Origin of the sequence: Streptomyces sp. WM4235, from assembly GCF_001279725.1 — a bacterium.
GTDB lineage: Bacteria > Actinomycetota > Actinomycetes > Streptomycetales > Streptomycetaceae > Streptomyces.
In genome coordinates this window covers 44,451-67,022 of the sequence record NZ_LGDE01000170.1, presented here as the reverse complement: position 1 = coordinate 67,022, position 22,572 = coordinate 44,451, and the positions used below count along the sequence as shown (strand labels likewise).

Here is a 22,572-nt window from a genome sequence, read left to right as displayed (position 1 = left end):
TCTACTGGCGGGACTCCCGGTGCGCGCGCAGCCGTCGGTACGCCTCCAGTCCGTCGGGCACCCACGACCACCCGCCGTCCGCCACCCGCCCCGCCAGTTCCTCCTCGGACAGCCAGGTGTGCCAGGCCACCTCCGACTCCTGCGGCCGCACCGGCGCCTCGCACCGCACCTCGTGCACGTACGACCACCAGGCACCGCCCGGACCCTCGTACAGGAACTTGAACAGCGGCGTCGGCTGTGCCAACGAGGTCACCCCCAACTCCTCCCCGGCCTCGCGCAGCGCCGCGTGCGGATAGCTCTCCCCGGTGCCCAGCACCCCGCCCACGAACATGTCGTGGTACGAGGGGAACACCAGCTTCGAGTCGGTCCGACGGTGCACGAAGATCCGCCCCCGCGCATCCCTGACCTGTACGAACACACACCGGTGGAGGAGCCCCCGGGCGTACACCTCCCCGCGCGGGGCGCTGCCCGTCACCCGGTCGTCCCGGTCCACCACGTCCAGTACTTCATCGGAGGCACTCACGGTTTCGTCCCCTCTTCGCTGTTGACTGGTTACCGCTCCGTAGCAAAGGATCTGCCCCACCACCGACCGGAGGACGGGCAGCGCATGACGTACGACGCAGACGTGATCGTGATCGGAGCGGGGCTCGCGGGCCTCGTCGCCACCGCCGAGCTCGTCGACGCGGGCCGCAAGGTCATCCTGCTGGACCAGGAGCCTGAGCAGTCCATCGGGGGCCAGGCGCACTGGTCCTTCGGCGGCCTCTTCTTCGTCGACTCGCCCGAACAGCGCCGCATGCGGATCAAGGACCACCGCGACCTCGCCCTCCAGGACTGGCACGGCACGGCCGGCTTCGACCGCGAGGAGGACGCCTGGCCGCGCCGCTGGGCCGAGGCCTACGTCGATTTCGCGGCCGGCGAGAAGCGGCCCTGGCTGCACGCCCAGGGGGTCCGCTTCTTCCCCGTCGTCGGCTGGGCGGAACGCGGCGGCTACGACGCCAACGGCCACGGCAACTCCGTCCCCCGCTTCCACATCACCTGGGGCACCGGCCCCGGCCTGGTCGAGCCCTTCGAGCGGCGGGTCCGCGCCGGCGTCGCCCGCGGTCTGGTCCGGTTGGCGTTCCGCCACAAGGTCACCGGCCTCTCCCGCACCGGCGGCGTCCTGGACACCGTCACGGGGGAGATCCTGGAACCCTCCGACGCCGTACGGGGCGCCGCGAGCGGCCGTGAGGGCGTCGGCGAGTTCTCCCTGCGGGCCCAGGCGGTCATCGTCACCAGCGGCGGGATCGGCGGCAACCACGACCTGGTGCGCAAGCAGTGGCCCGCTCGCCTCGGCACTCCTCCCGAGCGGCTGCTGTCCGGGGTGCCGGCGCACGTGGACGGTCTGATGCTCGGCATCGCCGAGGACGCGGGCGCCCGCCACATCAACAAGGACCGGATGTGGCACTACACCGAGGGCATCGGGAACTGGGACCCCATCTGGAACAAGCACGGCATCCGCATCCTGCCCGGGCCGTCCTCGTTGTGGCTGGACGCGACGGGCAGGCGGCTGCCCGTACCGCTCTTCCCGGGCTTCGACACGCTCGGCACCCTCGACCACATCATGAAGACGGGGCACGACCACACCTGGTTCGTCCTCAACCAGCGGATCATCGGCAAGGAGTTCGGCCTCTCCGGCTCCGAACAGAACCCGGACCTGACCGGCAAGTCGATCCGCCAGGTCATCGACCGCGCCCGACAGGCGGTCCCCGGCCCGGTCAAGGCCTTCATGGACAACGGCGCCGACTTCGTGGTCGAGCGCGACCTGGCCGCCCTGGTGCGCGGCATGAACGCCGTGACCGGACAGGACCTGCTCGACGAGGCGACCGTGCGCCGCGAGGTCGTGGCCCGGGACCGCGAGATTCTCAACCCGTTCACCAAGGACCTCCAGGTGATGTCCCTCCACGGGGCGCGCAAGTACCTCGGTGACAAGCTGATCCGCACCGCGGCCCCGCACCGGATCCTGGACCCCAAGGCGGGCCCGCTGGTCGCCGTGCGGCTCTCCATCCTGACCCGCAAGTCCCTGGGAGGCCTGGAGACCGACCTCTCCTCCCGTGTCCTGGGCGCCTCCGGCGATCCGCTCCCCGGCGTGTACGCGGCGGGCGAGGCCGCCGGGTTCGGCGGCGGCGGGGTGCACGGCTACCGCGCCCTGGAAGGCACCTTCCTCGGCGGCTGCATCTTCTCCGGCCGCGCGGCGGGCCGCGCCGCCGCGGCGGCGGTGAGCTGACCGGGGCGGTGGGGCGCACCGTCGGGCGAGTCCGATCGGCCCGCCCGACGGATCCGGGAAGGTGCGCAGAGGCCACTTCGACGACAGTGCTCAGGCGGACGGCAACAACTCCAACACCCGGAACCGCTCCAGCACCACACGGGTGTCGTCGTCCACCGTGAACCCCGGGTCGCCGATCGCCTCCCGGATCGGCGCGCTGTGCCAGAACCCCTCGTGCGAGGAGCGCCATTCGGCCACCGTCGCGTACCCCTCGCCCTCGTCCAGCGCGTGCCCCAGGTCCACCTCGGCGAGCGCCACCACCCGCACCTCGGTCACCTCCAACAGCGCGACCGGGCGCTCCAGCGAATCCACCAACACCGAGCGGTCGCCCGGCACCGGCAAGGGCTCCCCTTCGGCCTCGTACTCGGGCAGCAGCCCGGTGGTCGTGGTCTTCGCCCCGCTGAGCACCGCGGCCACCAGGCTGTCCCGCAGCGGCCCCGGGAAGCCCAGGAGGCAGGGAGGGAGATCGTCGTACGTCGTCATGCGTCCCAGCCTATGCACGGCGCCACAGCCCCCGAACCGGAACCGACCCTTCAACTCCACTCACCGTCAAACCAGTTGAAACCCGCCACCCGCCGGCTCGGACCTTGACGCGGAGCTGTGCGTACCGCTTTGCTGTGCGTGATCATCCGGCAACACACCGGTCCGATCCCCCCACCCACCCGCTCCCGTGTCCTGGAGGGAAACCGCGGATGTCCCCTCCGCCGCCCCTCGGCCGCGCCCGCAAACGGGACGCCCAGCTCTTCGACCCCGCCCTCTGCGACATGGAACTCGTGGAAGTCCGCGGCCAGTTCGGTCAGGGCCGATGGGCCAAGGCGCGTACCCTCCTCGTCGACACCGCCGACGACTGGGACCGCCGGGGCCACCGCGTCCTCGTCCTCGCCGAGACCCCGACAGCCACCGCCTGGGCCCGCGAATGGCTGCTCGCCGAACCCGACAGCGCGGACGCCGCCACCCTGCTCGCCTGCGCCACCGTCTTCACCGCCCTGCGCCGCAAAGGGACACCCGAGGCGGCGGAGGAGTCCTGCCGACGCGCGGCCTCGCTGCTCCCCGCCGACCCGACCCCCTGGCTCGGGCTGCTCCTGCTCACCCGGGACTTCGGCACCGAGGAGGAGTTCAGCCGCCACTTCGACCAGGTTCGGGCCCGCCACCGGGAGCACCACCACGCCCACCACCTGATGGTCGCCAAGCTCGCCGAGCGCACGCCCGGCGGCGGCCTCGACCCGCTCCACGAGGTGTACGACTTCGCCGCCTGGGCGGCCGAGGAGTCCCCGGCCGACTCCCCGCTCGCCGTGCTCCCCGTCATCGCCCACGCGGAGCGCTACCGGGTGCTCGCCGCCCACGGCGGACCCGACGGGGCCGTCTCCCACTGGTCCGGCCGCCGCGCCCGCCAGGTACTGCGCTCCGCCTTCGACTGGTGGCTCGAATGGGAGCGGGACGACCACCCCCGCAACCGCGTGGACCTCAACTTCCTCGCCCACGCCAAACTCGCCGAGGGGCGCTCAGCCGAGGCCGCCGCCCTCTTCCACCGGATCGGCCGCCACGCGACCCCCGCGCCCTGGTCGTATCCGGACCTCGATCCGCACAAGGCGTTCCTCGCCGCGCGCAGTGCGGCGCTGGGCACCGCTTAGCAGCACGACCCCAGTCCCCACCCCGAAAGGACGCCACCATGGCGACGGGCAGATCCGCCACGCTCACCGACCCCGCCGAGATACGCACGTACAAGGGGCAGGACCGGGCCCTGCGCGCCGGCCGCCTCGGCACCGCCGGCCTGCTGCTCTCCGTGCTCGCCGCCAGCGCCCCCCTGATGGTGGTCGCCGGCGTGATGCCGACCATCTTCGGCGTCATGGGCATCGTCGGCCAGCCGCTGCTGTTCGTCGTGCTGGGCGCGGTCCTCGCGCTGTTCGGCATCGGCTACGCCGAGATGAGCCGGCACGTCCACAACGCCGGCGCCTTCTACGCCTACATCGCGCGCGGCCTCGGCCCCACCGCCGGCGCCTCCGCCTCCTTCGTCGCCCTCATCGCCTACAGCGCGATGCAGGTCGGCGTCTTCGGCATCCTCGGCTTCGAGATCTCCGGCCTCTTCGCCACCTACCTCGACATCGAACTCGCCTGGTGGATACCGGCCCTGATCGCGGTCGCGGCCACCGGCGCGCTCGGCTGGCTCAAGATCGACCTCAACGCCAAGGTGCTCGGTGTCCTGCTCCTCATCGAATGCGCGCTCGTCGTCGTCTTCGACGTCGCCGCCCTCGGCAAGCCGGGCCCCGAAGGCCTCTCGCTGCACGCCTTCAACCCCGAGACCCTCACGGGCGCCGGCCTCGGCACCGCCCTCTGCTTCTGCATCGCCGCCTTCGTCGGCTTCGAGCAGTCCCCGGTCTACGCCGAGGAGACCAGCAGGCCCCACATCGTCGTCTCCCGGGTGATGTTCCTCGCCGTCGGATTCGTCGCGCTGTTCTTCGCGTTCAGCGCGTGGGCGCTCACCGTCGCCACCGGACCCGCCGACGTCGTCAAGACCGCCGCCGACGCCGGCCCCGGCCTGCTCTTCGAGCTCACCGAGAGCCGCCTGGGCACCGGCTTCACCGACGTCCTGCACGTCCTCTTCGTCACCGGCATGTTCGCGGCGATGCTCAGCTTCCACAACGTGGTCGCCCGCTACGCCTTCGCCATGGGCCGCGAGGGCCTCCTCCCGGCCGCCTTCGGCCGTACCAACGCCGGCACCGGCGCCCCCGGCACCGGCTCGCTCCTGCAGACCGGCATCGCCGCGATCGTGGTCCTCGCCTTCGCCGTCACCGACGACGGACCGGCCGGCGACCCCACGGCCCCCGTGCTGCACCTGTTCACCTGGATGGGCAGCGTGGGCGCCCTCGGTGTGACACTCCTCATGGCCGCGGCCTCCTTCGCCGTGATCGCCTTCTTCGTCCGCCGCGGCACCGCCGGCGCCCAGGTCTGGCGGCTCGTCGCGGCCGGCGCGGCCGGTCTGGCGCTCCTCTTCATCGCCGTCTACACCGTCAAGGACTTCGGTGTCCTCGTCGGCGCCGAGGACGGCTCCGTGCTCAACCGGGCGCTGCCCGGCATCATCGGACTGGCCGCCGCGGGCGGCCTCGCGCACGGGCTGGTGCTCAAGTCCCGCCGCCCCGAAGCGCACGCCCGGATCGGTCTCGGCAACGAGGCGTTCCGGCTCGACCAGGCCGCGGACCCCACCCCCGGGGACTGATCTCGCCGCCACGCATTCGAGCTCCACAGAGGCCCCCGACACCCCTTTCCAAGGTCGTCGGGGGCTTCCGTACACATGGACCGGGTTTTGGCGGGTAGCGGAGCCTCATGGTCTCCTGGGGCGACCACACACGGACCGCGGCGCCGGAGACACCACAGAACGTCCCCGCGCGGCGGTTCTGACCTGCCTGTCCCACCCACGAAGGCGAAGTCAGTACATGAGTGACCGCACCTTGGCCGAGGCTCCCGCCACGGCGCCCTCCCCGCATGTCGACGCCGGTGACGAGGGCTACAGCAAGGACCTCAAGTCCCGCCACATCAACATGATCGCCATCGGCGGGGCGATAGGCACCGGCCTGTTCCTCGGTGCGGGTGGCCGGCTCGCAGGCGCCGGGCCCTCCCTGGCCATCGCCTACGCGGTGTGCGGCGTCTTCGCCTTCTTCGTGGTGCGCGCCCTCGGTGAGCTCGTCCTGTACCGCCCCTCCTCCGGCGCCTTCGTCTCGTACGCACGCGAGTTCATGGGGGAGAAGGGCGCCTACACCGCGGGCTGGCTCTACTTCCTCAACTGGTCCACGACCACCGTCGCCGACATCACCGCCGCCGCGACGTACGCGCACTTCTGGGCGATGTTCACCGACGTCCCCCAGTGGGTCCTCGCCTTCGTCGCCCTCGCCGTCGTCCTCACCGCGAACCTGATCTCGGTGAAGTACTTCGGCGAGATGGAGTTCTGGTTCTCCCTGGTCAAGGTCGCCGCCCTGACGATCTTCCTGCTCGTCGGCATCTACCTCGTCGCCACCAGCCACGAGATCGACGGCCACACCCCCGGCCTGTCTTCGATCACCGACAACGGCGGCCTGTTCCCCGTCGGCATGCTCCCGATGCTCCTGGTGATCCAGGGCGTCGTCTTCGCGTACGCCTCCGTCGAGCTGTGCGGCGTCGCCGCCGGCGAGACCGAGAACCCCGAGAAGATCATGCCGAAGGCGATCAACTCCATCATGTGGCGCGTGGGCATCTTCTACGTCGGCTCGGTCGTCCTGCTCGCCCTGCTGCTCCCCTACACCTCGTACTCCGAGGGGCAGAGCCCCTTCGTCACGGTCTTCGACAAGCTCGGCATCCCGGGCGCCGCCGGCATCATGAACCTGGTCGTGCTGACCGCCGCCCTGTCCAGCCTGAACTCCGGCCTCTACTCCACCGGCCGGATCCTGCGCTCGATGGCGATGTCCGGCTCCGCGCCCAAGTTCACCGGCGTCATGAACAAGGGCAAGGTCCCCTACGGCGGCGTCCTGTTCACCGCGGCCTTCGGTGTCGCGGGCGTGGGCCTGAACTACTTCATGCCCAAGGACGCCTTCGAGATCGTCCTGAACTTCGCCTCGCTCGGCATCCTGGGCACCTGGGCCATGGTCATGCTCTGCTCGCTGCACTTCTGGCGCCGCGCCCGACAGGGCCGCGTGGAGCGCCCCGCCTACCGACTGCCCTGGGCCCCCTGCACCCAGATCGTCACCCTGGTCTTCCTCGCCACCGTCCTGGTCCTGATGTGGTCCGACGGCGGCGTGGGCCGCACCACGGTCATGTTCGTGCCCGTGATCGGCGCGGCCCTGGTCGGCGGCTGGTTCCTGGTCCGCCGCCGCGTGGCGGAGATCGCCGCCGCCCGCGGCTGACCCGCCCGACCCGCCCGCGAGGCCCCCCGCACCGGAGTTCCGATCCGGCGCGGGGGGCCCGCGCGCTTCCCGAGGGCAACAACGGCGACTTGCTTCCTCAAACATGGGATGTTCCCATGTTCCAAGCGACGGAATCGAGAGGACCGGACCATGCCACTGCGCAGCACCCCCCGCGCCACCCTCGTCGACCAGGTCATCACCCAGCTGGAGACCCTGATCGCCGACGGCGAGTGGCCGGTCGGGACCCGGATCCCCGCCGAGCCCGTACTGATCGAACAGCTCGGCGTCGGCCGCAACACCGTCCGCGAGGCCGTCCGCGCCCTCGTCCACACCGGACTCCTCGAACCCCTGCGCGGCGACGGCACCTACGTCCGTGCCCGCAGCGACTTCGGAGCGGCCGTCCAGCGCCGCCTGCGCCGCTCCGGCGAACTGGAGGCCTACGAGGTCCGCTCCGCGCTGGAGCGGGACGCCGTCCGCCACGCCGCGCTCCGACGCACCCCCGAGGACGTCGCCGCCCTGCGCGAGGCCATGGCGGAGCGCACCCGGGGCTGGGAGAGCGGTGACACGGAGGCCTTCGTCGACGCGGACCTCGCCTTCCACCGCGCGGTCGTCGCCGCCGCCCACAACAGCGTGCTGACCGACCTCTACGAGCATTTCGCGAGCGCGCTGCGGGCCGGCGTCCACTCCGTCGTCAACGCCCCGGTACCCGATTCCGTACGCCACCAGCTCGATGCGCACCAGGCGATTGCCGACGCCATCGAGGCCCGGGACCCCGACGCCGCGGAAGCGGCGGTCTCCGCCCACCTCGCCGAAGGCGTGGCCGCCCTGACCGGGCGCCGGCCGGACGCGCGGCCGCACACGCAGCACACTTCAGGAGCACCACGTGAGTAACAGCGCCGCCACCCGCGCCGGCCGACCCGCGATCCCCGCACCCCCACCGCCGTCGGCACCCGCCCCGCCGGGCACCGCGGGCCGCGGAGCCCTCCTCCTCGCCGCCGGGGTCGTCCTGCTGGCGCTCAACCTGCGCCCCGCGCTGGTCGCCGTCTCACCCCTCGCCGACACCATCCGGGTGGACAGCGGGATGTCGGCCGCCTCGGTCAGCCTGCTCACCGCACTCCCGTTGCTCTGCTTCGGCCTGCTCGCGCCCCTCGCCCCCCGGATCGGCCGCCTCCTCGGCACGGAGCGCGCCCTCCTCGCCACCATGGCCCTGGTCTGCGCGGGCACGGCCCTGCGCATGCTCGACAGCGTGCTCGCCCTGTTCGCGGGGACGCTCGTCATCGGCGCCGGCATAGCCGTCGCCAACGTCCTGCTCCCCGGACTGATCAAGCGCGACTTCCCCACCCGCACCGGCCTGATGACCGGCTTGTACTCCATGTCCCTGTTCGGCGGCGCCGCACTCGCCGCCGGCGTCACCCTGCCCGTCCGCCAGGCCGGCGACATGACCTGGCGGACCACCCTCGCCTGCTGGGGCGCCCTCGCCCTGGTCGCGCTCCTCGTCTGGCTCCCGCAGACCCGCTCCCGCACCCGCACCGCGGCGGCCACCGCCCGCGCCGCGGCCCACCCCGTACGCGGCCTGTGGCGCTCCCCGCTCGCCTGGCAGGTCACCGCCTACATGGGGCTGCAGTCCCTCGGCTACTACGCGGCCGCCGCCTGGCTGCCCACCCTGCTCACGGACGCCGGGACGAGCCCCGCCAACGCCGGATGGATGCTCTCCTTCTCCTCGCTGCTCGGCATCGCGGGTTCCTTCCTCGCGCCGGTCGTCGCCGGCCGCAGGATCGGTACGGGAACCCTCGCCGTCCTCGGCGCCGTCCTGTGCGCCCTCGGCTTCACCGGGCTCCTCGTCGCCCCGGTCGCCGGCGCGTACCTCTGGATGGTCCTGCTCGGCCTCGGCCAGGGCGTGGCGATCAGCCTCGCGCTCCTGTTCATCCTGCACCGGGCGCCCGACGCCCGGCACACCGCCCAGCTCTCCAGCATGGCCCAGTGCCTCGGCTACACCCTCGCCGCCACCGGCCCGGCCGTCCTCGGCGCGATCCACGACGCCTCCCACACCTGGACGCTCCCGCTGATCGTGCTCCTGGTCCTGCTGGTCCCGCAGATCGCCGCGGGCCTCGGCGCCTCCCGCCCCCTGCACGTGGCCGGCCGCCCCTGAACGGGACGCGGGCGACCCCGCCGGACATCACGGCGGTAGCGTGCTCCCATGACGCGATGGCTACCGGCGCCCCCTCCGCGGGACGAGCAACCCCCGTTGTCCGCGCTGGAGATCACAGAGACCGAATGCCGCAAGTGCGGCACCTTGATCGCAGGGCTCAACGGTCGGTACGCCTGCCCGCTCTGCGGTTGGGTGAACGACCACGCGGACAGCGATGCCGCCCTGCCCACGGCCGAGGACGACTCGGACCACCCTGCCAAGCGCCGTCGAAGGACCCGGCGACCGCGCGGGGACTAGGCCTTGGCCGTGGTCCACGTGATCCCGCGGCCGGGACCGCGGTCGCCCTCGGCCCGGGGCGACCGCGGGCGGCGGTCGGCGCCGTGGCCGCGACACTCGGGCCGCCCTGGGGAATCTCCGGGGCCCTTGGTCGCGTGGTCGGTCCCGCCACGGCCCGGAAAAGCAAAAGAACCCCACATGAAGTGGGGTTCCTGCTGGTGTCCGAGGGGGGACTTGAACCCCCACGCCCGATAAAGGGCACTAGCACCTCAAGCTAGCGCGTCTGCCATTCCGCCACCCGGACAAGGTGTCTGTCTCGCGTCCCTCGCGGGCCGTTCCGACGTGGAAAACATTACCAAACATTCCGGGGTCCTCGATCACACCCCCCAGGTGACCGGGGATCGCCCTTGGGGACGGCGGCCCGTGGGGCGAGGATGGGGGGAGGAAGTCGGCACTGATCAGTGGGAGGAAGCAGCGTGAGCGAATCGAGCGCGGGCAGGACCGTCTCCGGTGAGGACGAGGTCGTCGACCTCTGCCGTGACCTCATCCGGATCGACACCAGCAACTACGGGGACCACTCCGGCCCCGGTGAGCGGAAAGCGGCCGAGTGGGTCGCGGAGCAGCTGGCCGAGGTCGGGCTGGAGCCGCAGATCTTCGAATCGCACAAGGGGCGGGCCTCCACCGTCGCGCGCATCGAGGGCGAGGACCCCTCCCGGCCGGCGCTGCTGATCCACGGCCACACCGATGTCGTCCCCGCCAACGCCGCGGACTGGACGTACGACCCGTTCGCGGGCGAGATCGCCGACGGGTGCCTGTGGGGGCGCGGCGCGGTCGACATGAAGGACATGGACGCGATGACGCTGGCCGTCGTGCGCGACCGGATGCGCAGCGGCCGCAAGCCCCCGCGCGACATCGTGCTCGCCTTCCTCTCCGACGAGGAGGCGGGCGGCGTCTACGGGGCCCGGCACCTCGTCGACAAGCACCCCGGCCTCTTCGAGGGGGTCACCGAGGCCATCGGCGAGGTCGGCGGCTTCTCGTTCACCGTCAACGAGAACCTGCGCCTGTACCTGGTGGAGACCGCCCAGAAGGGCATGCACTGGATGCGGCTCACGGTGGAGGGCACCGCGGGCCACGGCTCCATGACCAACAACGACAACGCCATCACGGAGCTGTGCGAGGCCGTGGGCCGGCTGGGCCGCCACCAGTGGCCGGTGCGCGTGACCAAGACCGTGCGGTCCTTCCTGGACGAACTCTCGGACGCGCTCGGAACCCCCCTCGACCCCGACAACATGGACGCGACGCTCGCCAAGCTCGGCGGCATCGCCAAGATGGTCGGGGCCACCCTGCGCAACTCGGCGGCCCCGACGATGCTGGGCGCCGGCTACAAGGTCAACGTCATCCCCGGCCAGGCCACCGCGCACGTGGACGGTCGCTTCCTGCCCGGTTACGAGGACGAGTTCTTCGCGGACCTCGACCGGATCCTCGGCCCGCGCGTGAAGCGGGAGGACGTCCACGCGGACAAGGCCCTGGAGACGGACTTCGACGGAAAGCTCGTCGACGCCATGCAGACCGCGCTGAAGGCGGAGGACCCGATCGCGCGCGCGGTTCCGTACATGCTCTCCGGCGGCACGGACGCCAAGTCCTTCGACGACCTCGGAATCCGCTGCTTCGGCTTCGCCCCGCTCCAGCTGCCCCCGGAGCTCGACTTCGCCGGCATGTTCCACGGCGTGGACGAGCGGGTGCCGGTGGACGGGCTGAAGTTCGGTGTTCGGGTGCTCGACCGATTCATCGACAACGCCTGAGGCGCGAGATTCGGGAGGGTGTGCGGACGTCACCGAGAAGAGTGAATGCACTCATACGCTCGTAGCCCCGGTGATCCTTCCTCGTTACAGGTGGTGCGGTCCGCGGCTGGGACCGCACTTGCCTACTAGGAGGAACAATGCTCAAGAAGGTTGTCGCCGCTGCGGCTGCCACTGGTGGTCTCATTCTCGCGGGTGCGGGCATGGCTGCCGCCGACGCGGGTGCCCAGGGTGCGGCCATCGGTTCGCCCGGTGTCCTGTCCGGCAACGTCGTCCAGGTTCCGGTCCACGTGCCGGTCAACGTCTGCGGCAACACGATCAACGTGATCGGTCTGCTGAACCCGGCCTTCGGCAACACCTGCGTCAACGCCTGACGTATCTGAAGTCCCGGGCCCCGGAGCGCGTTCCAGCGCTCCGGGGCCACCGGGCTTTCCGGGCCCGATCTCGATCACGCGGCCCGGCTTCCGACATCTCGGCGCGGCAGGCGGGGGAGCCTGCAGGGCCTGCGCGTCGACCGAAACGTGCACAACAGGGGACGAGTACAGATGCGACGACCGGTAGTACAGGTCACCAGGAAGACCCTGATCACCATGGCGGCCGCGGGAGGTGTTCTCGCGCTGGGTGGCGGTGTCGCCCAGGCGGACGCCGGAGCGTCCGGCCATGCCGCGAACTCCCCGGGCCTGCTGTCCGGAAACAACCTCCAGGCGCCCGTGGACGTACCGGTGAACGCCTGCGGGAACACCGTGAACGTGGTGGGGGGCCTGAACCCCGCCTTCGGCAACCGCTGCGAGAACGCCGGCAAACCGACACGACCGAGCCACCCCGGAAACCCGGGCCACCCTGGCCACCCCGGAAACCCCGGTCACCCGGGCCACCCCGGAAACCCGGACGAGCCGTGCGACGACGACGAGCCGGGCACCCCGGGCAACCCCGGCACCCCGGGCAACCCCGGTAACCCCGGCACTCCTGGGAACCCCGGAACTCCTGGGAACCCGGGTACGCCCGGTAACCCGGGTACTCCTGGGAACCCCGGAACTCCTGGGAACCCGGGTACGCCCGGCAACCCGGGCAACCCCGGAACTCCGGGCACGCCGGGTACGCCCGGTAACCCCGGAACTCCTGGGAACCCCGGCACCCCGGGCAACCCCGGTACGCCCGGCAATCCCGGGACTCCGGGCAACCCCGGTACTCCCGTGAAGCCCGGCCAGGGCCAAGGGCTTGCCGAAACCGGCGCCGGTGACGTCCTCAGCGCCGGCGTTCCGCTCGCGGGCGGGCTGTTGCTCGCCGGCGCCGTGCTCTACCGGCGCGCCCGCAACGCCGCCTGACGGCCGTTCACGACGCGGGTCCCGCCCCCGGGACCCGCGTCACCACGTGGCGCGGACCTGGCGGATGATCCGGCGGCGCAACCGCACGCGGCGACTGCCGTCCCGGTGCAATGTCAGTCGGTCCAGCTCCCAGTGCCCGTACTCGGCATGGTCGGTCAACAGGCGGGTGGCCTCGTGGCGAGGAACCCCGCGGGGCACGTACACGTCGACAAATTCGTATTCCGGCATCGCATCTATTGTGCGGGCAGAGCCCTGCTACGGATAGCGTCTGCACTATGTCTGATGCCGCTCTGCCCACTGTTGCCGAGGTACGTGCCGCCGCCGAGGCGGTCAAGGCCGCGCTCGACCGTCACCTCGCCGCGGTCGAGAGCAGGATCGGGGACGAGGACCCGGCCGTCTACGCCGCCTTCAACGAACTCGCCGCAGCCGCCGAGGAGTACGACGAGCTCCTGTACGACCGCTACGACGAGGTCACCCCCTTCGAGATCCCGACGCCCGAGGACGGTGTCCCGTACACCGGCCCCGCCGAGCCCGCCGCCTTCAGCGTGCTCATCCGCCGCGACTACGCCGTCGTGGAACCCCAGCGACTGATCGCCCAGGCCGAGCGTGTCGCCGCGCACGACCGGGACGCCGAGCTGGTCGACGACGGCGGCACCGCGGGTGCCCTCGGCGTGCTCTTCGGGGAGTACGAGCCCGACGAGATCGCCTCCCGCTACAAGGAGTTCGGCTTGGAGGAAGGGGACTCCACGCTCTGGCTCGCCGCCTCGGAGGAGATCGCGGAACCGGGGGAGTGGCTGGACACGCCCTTCGGGCACACCGACCCGCAGGACGTCCTGCACCGGTTCGACGTGAGCGCGGTCTTCGACGAGGAGCCGGACGACTTCGAGGACGACGAGGCCGAGGAGGCCACCGCGCCGGGCCTGACCCCGGCCTGACCCCTCACCCCGCAAGTCGGTGCGCACGTCGGTGTGCCCCCGCCCGGACCCGGGCGGGGGCACACCGACGTCACCCGCGCTACCGCGGTTGTTCGGCCGAGGCCACCAGGGCCCGCAGCAGGCCCGTCAGGCGGGTCGTGCGCGGCTTCGGCAGCCCCTGGGTCACCGCCGCCGGCAGGGCCTGGTCGACGCCGTGCACCACGGACAGGTGCCGCTCGGCCCGCCCGAACGCCGTGTACACCCAGTCCCGCGACAGAGCCTCCGCCGCGTCGCCCGGCAGGACCACGACCACCGCCGGCCAGCGCACGCCCACGGCCTGGTGCGCGGTCACCGCCCAGCCGTGCCGGACCCGGGACTCCACCTGCTCCTGCGGTACGACGACCCGCTCGCCCGAGGCGTCCAGGTGCAGCCCCTCAGCGTCGGCCGACACCACCCGCGCGGGCAGCGCCCGCCCCGGCGAGGGAACGTGGACCACCCGGTCACCGGGGTCGAAGCCGCGGAAGCGGCCGGGGCCGGGGTTCAGCCGCTCCTTGAGGGCAGTGTTCAGCGCCCTGGTGCCCGCCGAGCCGCCGTGGCCGGGAGTGATGACCTGCACGTCGTCCGCCGGGACGCCGAACGCGCGGGGCACCGACTCGGCCACCAGCTGGACGGTTCGGTGCACGGCCTCCCCGGCGTCGCGCACCGGGACGATGACGACCTCCTTGCCGGGAGCCTCGACCTGGTTCAGCTCCCCGATCCCGATGCCCGAGACCAGCTCGCCGAGCGGACCGGGGTCCGGGATGCGGGAGACTGACTGCGGGCAGGCACGGGCCGCCACCACATCCGCGAACACCCGCCCCGGCCCGGCCGAGCCGAGGACGCCGGGGTCCCCGGACAGCACCAGTCGGGCGCCGTCCGGCACCGACTCCACCAGCGCGGCGGCGGTCTCCACGTCCAGCTGGGGGGCGTCCAGGACGATGAGCAGGTCCAGCGCGAACTGTCCGTCCGCGTCCCGCCCGGGCCCCTCGGCGCCGGCGAGCAGGCCCGCCACGGTCACGGCGCCCTCGTGCGGCGCGTGGGCGGCCAGGCACGCCCGCAGCCCGAATTCCCGGGCGGCCGCGAGCAGGGCCGTCGGTTCGGCGCGAGCCGCCTCGCCACCTGTATGGGTGACCAGGCCGTGGCCGGAGACCGCCCGGATCAGATCGGCGCCCGGTCCGGTGGCGGCCTTCTCCCAATCGGCCGCCCCGCCGAAGGTGTTGGCGAGCCGGGCCAGCCCGTCGGCCAGGCTCTCCTCGGCCAGGGCGCAGCCCTCCAGACCGAAGAGGACGCGCACCGGGGGCTCCTCGCCCTCGGCGTACTCGGTGCCCGGCGGGTCCAACTGCTCGTTGAACACCAGCACCGTGCCGTCCCCGATGGCCTGCTCCAGCGCCTCCCCGGCGTCCGGGACGCCGTACTGGGCCAGCGCCTTCTCCAGGATCGGCGCCTCCAGCGCGGTGTGTCCCTTCAGGGCGGCCTGGTCCAGCAGCCAGCCCACCAGGGCGGCGCTGCGGCGCTCGTCGGCCGGGCCCGCCTCGGGGCCCAGCAGGGCCCGGGCGAATCCGTCCGCCTGGGTGGGACGCACCCCGGCCACCGCCAACAGCAGCCAGGGGTCCTCGGCGAGCCGCTCGGCCGCGCCCTCGCCGAGCACGGCCGCGGCCTGAGCCGCCAAGGCCTCGGGAGCCCCACCGCGCAGCAGGACGGCGCGTACGGCGTCGACGTCGCCGACGGCGACCGCCGCGACGGGCGCGGGCGTGCGGGGCTGCGGGGGAGCGGCGGCCGGAGCGGGGCGCGGCGCGGCCGGGGCGTCGTCGAAGTACACGGGAGCGGGCTGGGCGCCGCTCTCCACGGCCCGTACGGCGGCCAGCAGGTCGGCGGCCGTCCCGCTGAGCTTCGCGCCGGCCTCGATCGGTGCCTCGCGCTCCGCCTTGCGCCGGGCGATCCGCTCGCGCTCGACCTTCTGCGCGGCCAACTCCGCCGCCGCCTCGCTGAGCGCGGGCTTGGCACCCTCCGCGTCGCCGGCGGCCGCGTCCCCGGTCGCCGTCGCGCCCGACTCATCGGCATCGGCATCGGCATCGTCGTCGGCGGCGTCGGACGCGGCCTCCGGATCGGCGTCGGCATCCTCCGCGGTCGTGTCCGTCACCGGGGTGTCGGCATCCTCCGCGGTCGTGTCCGCGGTCGTGTCGGCGGTCGTGTCCGTCACCGTCGGCACCGGGGCGTCGGCCTCCGGCCCGTCGGCATCCTGCTCGGCATCCGGTGCGGCCTCCGTGTCCGACGGGGGCTCGGACGGTGCTTCGGCGGCCTGATCCGTCTCCGGCGGAGCGACGCCGTCGGAGCCGTCCGTGGGCCCGCCCTCCGGGCCGGGGGCGGCCAGTTCATCCGCGGCGGCGGGCTCGGGGGCGTGACGGTCCGTACTCACAGCGTGCTCCAGTCCTGATCGGGGTAGCGGTGCACGGGCGCCGACACGTCGTCCAGCGCACGGCAGATCTCCTCGGGAAGACTAAGGGCCTCCACCGACAGCGCCGCGCCGAGCTGCGCCGCCGTCCGCGCGCCGACGATCGGCGCGACGACTCCCGGCCGGTCCCGGATCCACGCCAGCGCCACCTGGAGCGGGGTCACCGCCAACCCCTGCGCCGCCGTCGCCACCGCGTCCACGATCCGGCTCGCGGGATCGTCCAGGTACGGGTCCACGAAGGCCGCCAGGGTCTCCGACGCGGCCCGCGAGTCGGCGGGCGTCCCGTCCCGGTACTTGCCCGTCAGCACCCCGCGCCCCAGCGGCGACGAGGGCAGCAGGCCCACGCCCAGGTCCAGTGCCGCCGGCAGCACCTCGCGCTCCACGCCCCGCTGGAGGAGCGAGTACTCCATCTGGGTCGACGCCAGGCGGGTCCGCTGGCCCGGCGCCGCCAGCTGCCAGGTCGCCGCCTTCGCCAACTGCCAGCCGCTGAAGCCGGCCACCCCCGCGTACCGCGCCCGTCCGCTGCTCACGGCCAGGTCCAGGGCCTGGAGGGTCTCCTCCAGCGGGGTTCCCGGGTCGAAGGCGTGCACCTGCCACAGGTCCACGTAGTCGGTGCCCAGGCGGGCCAGCGAATCGTCCAGCGCGGCCAGCAGGTGGCCGCGCGAACAGTCGAAGCGCCGATCCGGGTCCCGTACGGACCCCGACTTGGTCGCGATCACCAGTTCCCGCCGCGGCGCCGCTCCGCCGATCAACTGCCCCAGGAGGTGCTCCGCCTCCCCGCCCCCGTACACGTCGGCGGTGTCGACGAAGGTGCCGCCCGCCTCCCAGAAGGTCTTCAACTGCTCGGCCGCGCCCGCCTCGTCGGGTCCTTCGGCGGACCGTCCCCAGGTCAGGGTGCCGAGGCCGATCCGGGAGACGCGCAGTCCGGTGCGGCCGAGATGCCTCTGCTCCATGAGCGCTGAGACTACTGGGGCACTGACGCGGGGCACCGTGGCGCGCTACAGTCCCCCGCAGACCAACGTTACTGATCGGTAAACCGGTAAGGGGACGACACATGCGGCTCGGCATCAATCTCGGTTACTGGGGTGCGGGCATGGACGCCGACAACCTCGCCGTCGCCCAGGAGGCCGACCGCCTCGGGTACGACGTCTGCTGGGCGGCCGAGGCCTACGGCTCGGACGCGGCCACGGTCCTGGCCTGGGTCGCGGCCCAGACGGAGCGGATCGACGTCGGCTCGGCCATCTTCCAGATCCCGGCCCGCCAGCCCGCCATGACGGCCATGACCGCGGCCACCCTGGACTCGCTCACCAAGGGCCGCTTCCGACTCGGCCTCGGGGTCTCCGGACCGCAGGTCTCGGAGGGCTGGTACGGCGTGAAGTTCGACAAGCCGCTCGCCCGGACCCGCGAGTACGTGGAGATCGTCCGCAAGGCGATGAGCCGCGAGCGGCTGAACTACGAAGGGCAGCACTGGACCCTCCCGCTGCCCGGCGGCCCCGGCAAGCCGATCAAGCTCACCGTGCACCCCGAGCGCGAGCACATCCCGCTCTACATCGCCGCGATCGGTCCGAAGAACCTGGAGCAGACGGGCGAGATCGCCGACGGAGCCCTGCTGATCTTCCCGGCGGCGGAGCACCTGGAGGAGACGGCCCTGCGACACATCCGCGCGGGCCGCGAGAAGGCGGGTCTGACGATGGACGGCTTCGACGTCTGTCCGACCGTGCCACTGGCCATCGGCGCCGACGTGGGCGGGCTCGCGGACATGTTCCGCCCGTACACCGCGCTGTACGTCGGCGGCATGGGCAGCGCCAAGCAGAACTTCTACAACCAGTTGGCCCAGCGCATGGGCTACGAGAAGGAAGCGGCCGAGATCCAGGAGAAGTACCTGGCCGGCGACAAGGCGGGCGCGGCGGCCGCAGTCCCGCACTCGCTGATCGACTCGACCACCCTGCTGGGCTCCGTGGAGCGGATCGCGGACGGGATGCGGGCCTACGCGGAGGCCGGGGTCACGACCCTGACGCTGGCCCCGGCCGGATTCACGCTGGAAGAGCGGATCACCGCCCTGCGCGCCGGCACCGAGGCGCTGGAACTGGCGGGTCTCGCCTGAGGCGAGGAGTCGGAAGTTCTGCGGCCGTGGTGGGGGCTCGGGGGGTCTTCCCCGCCACGGCCGACACCGCCAACAACGCGATCGGCGGTCCCCGGGTTACGCCCTGCGGGCATCGCCTTCGGTTCGTTCATTCGGCCGAGCGGTGCGACGTATCGGTTGCCCGTCCGCTCCATCCGCATTTGACTCGTTACATGCTCTCTGCCCGCAGCCTGTTCCAGGAGATCGTCGACCACGACGACTCCTTCCAGCTGTTCTGCTCCATCGCCGCCAGCGGGGAGTCCCAGGGAGGCTGGGAGAACGCCCGGATCGCGGCCCTCGTGCCGGCCGGCATGCGCGATCTCGCACCCAAGATCACCCGCCACGGCGCCGACGAGGACAAGCACGGTCGGATCTTCCGGGCCCTGCTCCGCAAACGCGGCCTGCCGGCGGTTCCCGTGCCGCCCGAGACCGACTACACGATGCTGCTGGAGCGGCGCGGCATCGGGCTCGCCCACGACCAGCTGCGCCGCGACGAACCGCTGACCGAGGAGGACATCGTCGTCTACCTCGCGCACAGCCGGGTCACCGAACAGCGCGCCGCGGACCAGATGGTGATGTTGGTCAAGTGCTTCGGGGACCACCCCGAGATCGGCAAGGCCATCCGCATGATCAGCAACGACGAGGACAACCACCTCGCCTACTGCCACGAGGAACTCCTGAGGCTCGCCCGCGAGGGCCACGCCCGGACCATCCAGCGGACCCTGCGCACCAGCGCGCTCGCCGAGATCGGCGTCTACCGCGACGTGAGCCTCGCCGTGATGGCGCACATGGGGCGGATCCTGCGCTGGCCCGCGCCCAAGTCCGCCGCGCTCGCCGCCGGCATCCGCGGCATGTACGCGTACGAGCGCTTCAGCGGCTGGCACCGCATGATCGACCTGCGCCTGCCCGAACGGCGCGACGCGCTGGGCGGCGAACCCGTCACCGCACCCGAGTTCGCCTGAGCGGCCCGGCGGCGCCCCGCGGGAGACGGCCTACAGCCAGCCGCGGCGCTTGAACATCCGGTGCAGGCCCAGACACAGCACCGTCATGATCACCAGCAGTACCGGATAGCCCCAGCGCTGGTGGAGTTCCCACATGTGGTCGAAGTTCATGCCGTAGACCCCCGCGACCATCGTCGGGACGGCCGCCATCGCCGCCCAGGCGGAGATCTTGCGCATGTCGTCGTTCTGTCGGACACCCATCTGCGCCAGATGCGCCGCCAGCGCGTCCGACAGCAGCCGGTCCAGGCCCTCGATGTACTCGTTCGCCTTCGTCAGGTGGTCGGCGACGTCACGGAAGAAGGGCTGGGCGTGGTCGTGCACGAACGGCACGCTGCCGAAGGCGAGGCGGTCCATCGGCTGGAGCAGCGGACTCGTCGCCCGACGGAACTCCAGCACCTGCCGCTTGAAGCCGTAGATCCGGGCGGCGGTGTTCTTCGTGTCCGTCACGTTCGGCGCGAACACCTCGGCCTCCAGCTCCTCCAGGTCGGACTGGAGCTCGGCCGCCACCTCGATGTAGTGGTCCACCACGGCGTCGGACACCGCGTACAACACGGCCGTCGGCCCGTGCTTGAGCACGTCCGGCTCGTGCTCCAGCCGGTGCCGGACGGCGGCCAGCGCGGCGCCCTCGCCGTGCCGGACGGTGACCACGAACGAGTCACCGATGAAGACCATCAACTCGCCGGTGGTCACGGTGTCCGTCGCCTCGTCGTACATCACCGGCTTCAGGACCACGAAGAGCGAGTCGTCGTACACCTCCAGCTTCGGCCGCTGGTGCGCCCCCAGCGCGTCCTCCACCGCCAGGGGATGCAGGCCGAACTCCTGGCTGACGTGCTCGAATTCCTTCTCCGTCGGCTCGTGCATGCCGACCCAGACGAAGGCGTCGCCGCCGGCCCGGGCCTCGTCCAGGGCGTCCGAGAAGTCCTTCGGGGCCTGGGAACGGCGGCCGTCCCGGTACATCGCGCAGTCGACAATCACCCGGGGCATTCTTCCCTGCGCCCAGCCCACCCGCACACAGGCGGCACCGCTTAGGCTGGGCGCATGGCCACGCTGATCCTCGTACGACACGGGCGGTCCACCGCCAACACCGCAGGCTTGCTCGCCGGATGGACCCCGGGAGTGGCCCTCGACGAACGCGGCGCCGAACAGGCCGCCGCGCTGCCCGGGCGACTCGCGGGCGTGCCCCTCGCGGCCGTCGTCAGCAGCCCGCTCCAGCGCTGCCGGGAAACGCTGGCCCCGCTGCTCGCCGCCCGACCCGAGCTGACCGAGCACACCGACGACCGGATCGGCGAGTGCCACTACGGCGACTGGTCCGGCCGCAAGCTCTCCGAACTCGCCGACGAACCCCTGATGAAGATCGTCCAGCAGCACCCCTCGGCGGCGTCCTTCCCCGGCGGCGAGTCCATGCGGGCCATGCAGGCCCGCGCCGTGGACGCCGTGCGCGAATGGGACGCGCGGATCGAGGAAGAGCACGGCGGCGACGCCGTCTTCCTCATGTGCTCGCACGGCGACATCATCAAGTCCCTTGTGGCGGACGCCCTCGGCATGCACCTCGACCTCTTCCAGCGGATCCACGTCGACCCCTGCTCGGTCACCGCGATCCGCTACACCACGACCCGACCCTTCGTGTTCCGGCTCGGCGACACCGGCGACTTCGGGTCACTGATCCCGCGCGCGTCCGCCGAAACCCCGCAGGATCCCGAAGCCGACGGGAACGCCGTCGTGGGGGGCGGTGCGGGCGCGGCCTGATCGAACGGCGCAGTAGGGTGGACGGGCCAACACAACCGCACAGCACCGCCCCTCCCCCCGCCGCCGAAACTTGGAGACTGGACGTGCCCCGTCAGGTTTTCCTTTACGACCCGCCGGACCGCTTCGTGGCCGGCACGGTCGGTCTGCCTGGACGTCGTACGTTCTTCCTCCAGGCCTCCTCGGGCCCCCGGCTCACGAGCGTGTCCCTGGAGAAGACGCAGGTCGCGGCCCTGGCCGAGCGGATGGACGAACTGCTGGACGAGGTCGTGCGGCGCACCGGCGGCAACGCCCCCGTCCCCGCCGTCGCCTCCACCGAGTCGCCCGACACCGCACCGCTCGACGTCCCCGTCGAGGAGGAGTTCCGCGTCGGGACCATGGCCCTCGCCTGGGACGGCGAGGAGCAGCGCATGATCGTCGAGGCCCAGGCACTCGTCGAACTCGACGCGGACTCGGAAGAGGATCTCGCCGAGGCGGAGGAGCGCCTGCTCCAGGACGAGGAGAACGGGCCCCCGATGCTCCGCGTCCGCCTTTCCGGCAGCCAGGCGCGGGCCTTCGCCAAACGCGCCCTGGACGTCGTCAACGCGGGCCGCCCGCCGTGCCCGCTGTGCAGCCTGCCGCTCGACCCCGAAGGGCACGTGTGTCCGCGCCAGAACGGCTACCGGCGCCAGGCGTGAGCCCCGTGACCCCGATCGAGGAGCTGCTCACCCGAGGTGAGCTGACCGTCCGCGCCCGCATCGCCGAGGCCTCCAACGCCGTCCTGTACTGCACGGTGACGCACGAGGGCGAGAGCGTCGACTGCGTCTACAAGCCGATCAAGGGCGAACGGCCGCTGTGGGACTTCCCCGACGGCAACCTCGCCCAACGCGAGCGCGCCGCCTACCTGGTCTCCGAGGCCACCGGTTGGGGACTCGTGCCGACGACCGTGCTGCGTGACGGCCCTTACGGCGAGGGCATGGTCCAGCACTGGATCGACGCCGGGGAACCACCGGAGGCCGAGCTCCTCGCGCTCGTCGAGGGCGAGGAGGCGGGGGAGGGCTGGAAGCCGGTGGCCTTCGCCGAGGTGGGCGAGGGGCGCACCGCGCTGCTCGTCCACGCCGACGACCCCCGGCTGCGCCGGCTCTCCGTCCTCGACGCCGTGATCAACAACGGCGACCGCAAGGGCGGCCACCTGCTGCCCGCCCCCGACGGGCGGCTCTACGGCATCGACCACGGAGTGACCTTCCACACGGAGGACAAGCTGCGCACCCTGCTGTGGGGGTGGGCGGGGGAGTCGCTGACGGACGAGGCACGGTCCGCGCTGGCCTCCCTGGCCGATCAGCTGGCCGACGGAGGCCCGCTCGCCACCCGGCTGGCCGAACTGATCACCGCCGTCGAGTTGGACGCCGTACGGGCCCGTGTGGCCCATCTGGTGCGCACGGGGACCCATCCGAAGCCGTCCGGGCAGTGGCCCGCGATCCCCTGGCCGCCGGTCTGAACAGGCCGGCGCGACATGCATGGAACCGGCCAGATCGCAAGAGTGTCGATCAAGCCAACAGTGCAGGTCCGGTTCGTTTCCGGAACACCAGTCCGGTTAGTC

General features: G+C 72.2%; 22 protein-coding genes and 1 tRNA gene. 16 read left to right on the top strand and 7 right to left on the bottom strand.

The annotated features are described in order from the left end of the window. Window position 1: 1 nt before the first annotated feature. Entirely contained in the window at window positions 2–523 is a 522-nt protein-coding gene (locus ADK55_RS14675; RefSeq protein ID WP_053678824.1) for an NUDIX hydrolase, read from the bottom strand. Between the two features lie 84 nt (window positions 524–607). Here ADK55_RS14675 and ADK55_RS14670 point away from each other — a divergent pair, with 84 nt between their 5' ends. Continuing rightward, entirely contained in the window at window positions 608–2,263 is a 1,656-nt protein-coding gene (locus ADK55_RS14670) for an FAD-binding dehydrogenase (protein ID WP_053678822.1), read from the top strand. A gap of 90 nt (window positions 2,264–2,353) precedes the next feature. On the opposite strand, the gene ADK55_RS14665 is transcribed toward ADK55_RS14670, so the two are convergent. Next, on the bottom strand, window positions 2,354–2,785 hold the full coding sequence (locus ADK55_RS14665; RefSeq protein WP_053678821.1) for an ASCH domain-containing protein: 432 nt from the start codon (window positions 2,783–2,785) through the stop codon (window positions 2,354–2,356). A gap of 209 nt (window positions 2,786–2,994) precedes the next feature. On the opposite strand from ADK55_RS14665, the gene ADK55_RS14660 reads away from it, so the two are divergent. The 6 genes from ADK55_RS14660 to ADK55_RS14635 all read left to right on the top strand — a co-directional run bounded on the left by ADK55_RS14660 (window position 2,995) and on the right by ADK55_RS14635 (window position 9,619). After that, window positions 2,995–3,933 (top strand): hypothetical protein, encoded by a 939-nt coding sequence (locus ADK55_RS14660; RefSeq protein ID WP_053678819.1) that lies wholly within the window; start codon window positions 2,995–2,997, stop codon window positions 3,931–3,933. A 38-nt stretch (window positions 3,934–3,971) separates the two neighbouring features. Further along, entirely contained in the window at window positions 3,972–5,516 is a 1,545-nt protein-coding gene (locus tag ADK55_RS14655; protein ID WP_053678817.1) for an APC family permease, read from the top strand. Window positions 5,517–5,733: 217 nt separating this feature from the next. Beyond that, window positions 5,734–7,173: an amino acid permease gene (locus tag ADK55_RS14650; RefSeq protein WP_053678815.1), complete on the top strand. Its 1,440-nt coding sequence runs from the start codon at window positions 5,734–5,736 to the stop codon at window positions 7,171–7,173. Window positions 7,174–7,323: 150 nt separating this feature from the next. Then, complete coding sequence (locus ADK55_RS14645; RefSeq protein WP_053678813.1) at window positions 7,324–8,064, top strand: FadR/GntR family transcriptional regulator; 741 nt, start codon at window positions 7,324–7,326, stop codon at window positions 8,062–8,064. Beyond that, complete coding sequence (locus ADK55_RS14640; protein WP_053678810.1) at window positions 8,057–9,322, top strand: CynX/NimT family MFS transporter; 1,266 nt, start codon at window positions 8,057–8,059, stop codon at window positions 9,320–9,322. The genes ADK55_RS14645 and ADK55_RS14640 overlap by 8 nt, the downstream gene beginning before the upstream one ends. A 48-nt stretch (window positions 9,323–9,370) precedes the next feature. Further along, window positions 9,371–9,619 (top strand): hypothetical protein, encoded by a 249-nt coding sequence (locus ADK55_RS14635; RefSeq protein WP_063839536.1) that lies wholly within the window; start codon window positions 9,371–9,373, stop codon window positions 9,617–9,619. 195 nt (window positions 9,620–9,814) lie between these two features. Here the strand turns inward: ADK55_RS14635 and ADK55_RS14630 are convergent. Further along, window positions 9,815–9,902: transfer RNA gene (locus tag ADK55_RS14630), tRNA-Leu, on the bottom strand. 172 nt (window positions 9,903–10,074) lie between these two features. Between ADK55_RS14630 and ADK55_RS14625 the strand changes: the two genes are divergently transcribed. The 3 genes from ADK55_RS14625 (at window position 10,075) to ADK55_RS40720 (ending at window position 12,722) form a co-directional block, all read left to right on the top strand. Next, window positions 10,075–11,400 carry a M20/M25/M40 family metallo-hydrolase gene (locus ADK55_RS14625; RefSeq protein ID WP_053678806.1) on the top strand — a complete coding sequence of 442 codons (1,326 nt, stop codon included), beginning with the start codon at window positions 10,075–10,077 and terminating at the stop codon, window positions 11,398–11,400. A 137-nt stretch (window positions 11,401–11,537) separates the two neighbouring features. Next, window positions 11,538–11,771 (top strand): chaplin ChpH, encoded by a 234-nt coding sequence (chpH, locus tag ADK55_RS14620; protein WP_053678804.1) that lies wholly within the window; start codon window positions 11,538–11,540, stop codon window positions 11,769–11,771. A 171-nt stretch (window positions 11,772–11,942) separates the two neighbouring features. Beyond that, window positions 11,943–12,722: a chaplin gene (locus ADK55_RS40720; RefSeq protein ID WP_053678802.1), complete on the top strand. Its 780-nt coding sequence runs from the start codon at window positions 11,943–11,945 to the stop codon at window positions 12,720–12,722. 39 nt (window positions 12,723–12,761) lie between these two features. Here the strand turns inward: ADK55_RS40720 and ADK55_RS14610 are convergent, their stop codons facing one another. Then, window positions 12,762–12,950: a DUF5703 family protein gene (locus ADK55_RS14610; RefSeq protein ID WP_053678800.1), complete on the bottom strand. Its 189-nt coding sequence runs from the start codon at window positions 12,948–12,950 to the stop codon at window positions 12,762–12,764. Window positions 12,951–12,997: 47 nt separating this feature from the next. On the opposite strand from ADK55_RS14610, the gene ADK55_RS14605 reads away from it, so the two are divergent. Then, window positions 12,998–13,657, top strand: a complete 660-nt coding sequence (locus tag ADK55_RS14605) for a hypothetical protein (RefSeq protein WP_053678798.1) — start codon at window positions 12,998–13,000, stop codon at window positions 13,655–13,657. A gap of 79 nt (window positions 13,658–13,736) precedes the next feature. Here the strand turns inward: ADK55_RS14605 and ADK55_RS14600 are convergent, their stop codons facing one another. Both ADK55_RS14600 and ADK55_RS14595 read right to left on the bottom strand, forming a co-directional pair. Then, window positions 13,737–16,091, bottom strand: coding sequence for an ATP-dependent DNA helicase (locus tag ADK55_RS14600; RefSeq protein ID WP_234350041.1), 2,355 nt, complete (start codon window positions 16,089–16,091; stop codon window positions 13,737–13,739). Beyond that, window positions 16,088–17,080 carry an aldo/keto reductase gene (locus ADK55_RS14595; RefSeq protein ID WP_053678795.1) on the bottom strand — a complete coding sequence of 331 codons (993 nt, stop codon included), beginning with the start codon at window positions 17,078–17,080 and terminating at the stop codon, window positions 16,088–16,090. The genes ADK55_RS14600 and ADK55_RS14595 overlap by 4 nt, the downstream gene beginning before the upstream one ends. Window positions 17,081–17,181: 101 nt before the next feature. Here ADK55_RS14595 and ADK55_RS14590 point away from each other — a divergent pair, with 101 nt between their 5' ends. Together ADK55_RS14590 and ADK55_RS14585 are read left to right on the top strand one after the other, a co-directional pair. Beyond that, the gene (locus ADK55_RS14590; protein WP_053678793.1) at window positions 17,182–18,231 is read left to right on the top strand and encodes an LLM class F420-dependent oxidoreductase; all 1,050 of its coding nucleotides are present in this window, start codon (window positions 17,182–17,184) and stop codon (window positions 18,229–18,231) included. A 191-nt stretch (window positions 18,232–18,422) separates the two neighbouring features. Then, the gene (locus ADK55_RS14585; protein ID WP_053678790.1) at window positions 18,423–19,211 is read left to right on the top strand and encodes a hypothetical protein; all 789 of its coding nucleotides are present in this window, start codon (window positions 18,423–18,425) and stop codon (window positions 19,209–19,211) included. Window positions 19,212–19,241: 30 nt separating this feature from the next. On the opposite strand, the gene corA is transcribed toward ADK55_RS14585, so the two are convergent. Continuing rightward, a complete protein-coding gene (corA, locus tag ADK55_RS14580) occupies window positions 19,242–20,234 on the bottom strand; it encodes a magnesium/cobalt transporter CorA (protein ID WP_053678789.1) in 993 nt (330 codons plus the stop codon). 54 nt (window positions 20,235–20,288) lie between these two features. Here corA and ADK55_RS14575 point away from each other — a divergent pair, with 54 nt between their 5' ends. The 3 genes from ADK55_RS14575 to ADK55_RS14565 all read left to right on the top strand — a co-directional run bounded on the left by ADK55_RS14575 (window position 20,289) and on the right by ADK55_RS14565 (window position 22,470). Beyond that, on the top strand, window positions 20,289–20,996 hold the full coding sequence (locus tag ADK55_RS14575) for a histidine phosphatase family protein (protein WP_053678787.1): 708 nt from the start codon (window positions 20,289–20,291) through the stop codon (window positions 20,994–20,996). An 83-nt stretch (window positions 20,997–21,079) separates the two neighbouring features. Continuing rightward, window positions 21,080–21,670 (top strand): DUF3090 domain-containing protein, encoded by a 591-nt coding sequence (locus tag ADK55_RS14570; protein ID WP_053678785.1) that lies wholly within the window; start codon window positions 21,080–21,082, stop codon window positions 21,668–21,670. Further along, on the top strand, window positions 21,634–22,470 hold the full coding sequence (locus ADK55_RS14565) for an SCO1664 family protein (protein WP_199826516.1): 837 nt from the start codon (window positions 21,634–21,636) through the stop codon (window positions 22,468–22,470). Before ADK55_RS14570 ends, ADK55_RS14565 begins: the two co-directional genes overlap by 37 nt. Window positions 22,471–22,572 lie beyond the last annotated feature (102 nt).

Excerpts from the sequence above, each read along its gene's own strand:
- ADK55_RS14650 (WP_053678815.1), top strand. The coding sequence starts at position 5,734 with ATGAGTGACCGCACCTTGGCCGAGGCTCCCGCCACGGCGCCCTCCCCG.
- ADK55_RS14590 (WP_053678793.1), top strand. The coding sequence starts at position 17,182 with ATGCGGCTCGGCATCAATCTCGGTTACTGGGGTGCGGGCATGGACGCC.
- ADK55_RS14610 (WP_053678800.1), bottom strand. The coding sequence starts at position 12,950 with ATGCCGGAATACGAATTTGTCGACGTGTACGTGCCCCGCGGGGTTCCT.
- ADK55_RS14655 (WP_053678817.1), top strand. The coding sequence starts at position 3,972 with ATGGCGACGGGCAGATCCGCCACGCTCACCGACCCCGCCGAGATACGC.
- ADK55_RS14670 (WP_053678822.1), top strand. The coding sequence starts at position 608 with ATGACGTACGACGCAGACGTGATCGTGATCGGAGCGGGGCTCGCGGGC.
- ADK55_RS14605 (WP_053678798.1), top strand. The coding sequence starts at position 12,998 with ATGTCTGATGCCGCTCTGCCCACTGTTGCCGAGGTACGTGCCGCCGCC.
- ADK55_RS14645 (WP_053678813.1), top strand. The coding sequence starts at position 7,324 with ATGCCACTGCGCAGCACCCCCCGCGCCACCCTCGTCGACCAGGTCATC.
- chpH (WP_053678804.1), top strand. The coding sequence starts at position 11,538 with ATGCTCAAGAAGGTTGTCGCCGCTGCGGCTGCCACTGGTGGTCTCATT.
- ADK55_RS14660 (WP_053678819.1), top strand. The coding sequence starts at position 2,995 with ATGTCCCCTCCGCCGCCCCTCGGCCGCGCCCGCAAACGGGACGCCCAG.
- corA (WP_053678789.1), bottom strand. The coding sequence starts at position 20,234 with ATGCCCCGGGTGATTGTCGACTGCGCGATGTACCGGGACGGCCGCCGT.
- ADK55_RS14585 (WP_053678790.1), top strand. The coding sequence starts at position 18,423 with ATGCTCTCTGCCCGCAGCCTGTTCCAGGAGATCGTCGACCACGACGAC.
- ADK55_RS14575 (WP_053678787.1), top strand. The coding sequence starts at position 20,289 with ATGGCCACGCTGATCCTCGTACGACACGGGCGGTCCACCGCCAACACC.
- ADK55_RS14595 (WP_053678795.1), bottom strand. The coding sequence starts at position 17,080 with ATGGAGCAGAGGCATCTCGGCCGCACCGGACTGCGCGTCTCCCGGATC.
- ADK55_RS14635 (WP_063839536.1), top strand. The coding sequence starts at position 9,371 with ATGACGCGATGGCTACCGGCGCCCCCTCCGCGGGACGAGCAACCCCCG.
- ADK55_RS14665 (WP_053678821.1), bottom strand. The coding sequence starts at position 2,785 with ATGACGACGTACGACGATCTCCCTCCCTGCCTCCTGGGCTTCCCGGGG.
- ADK55_RS40720 (WP_053678802.1), top strand. The coding sequence starts at position 11,943 with ATGCGACGACCGGTAGTACAGGTCACCAGGAAGACCCTGATCACCATG.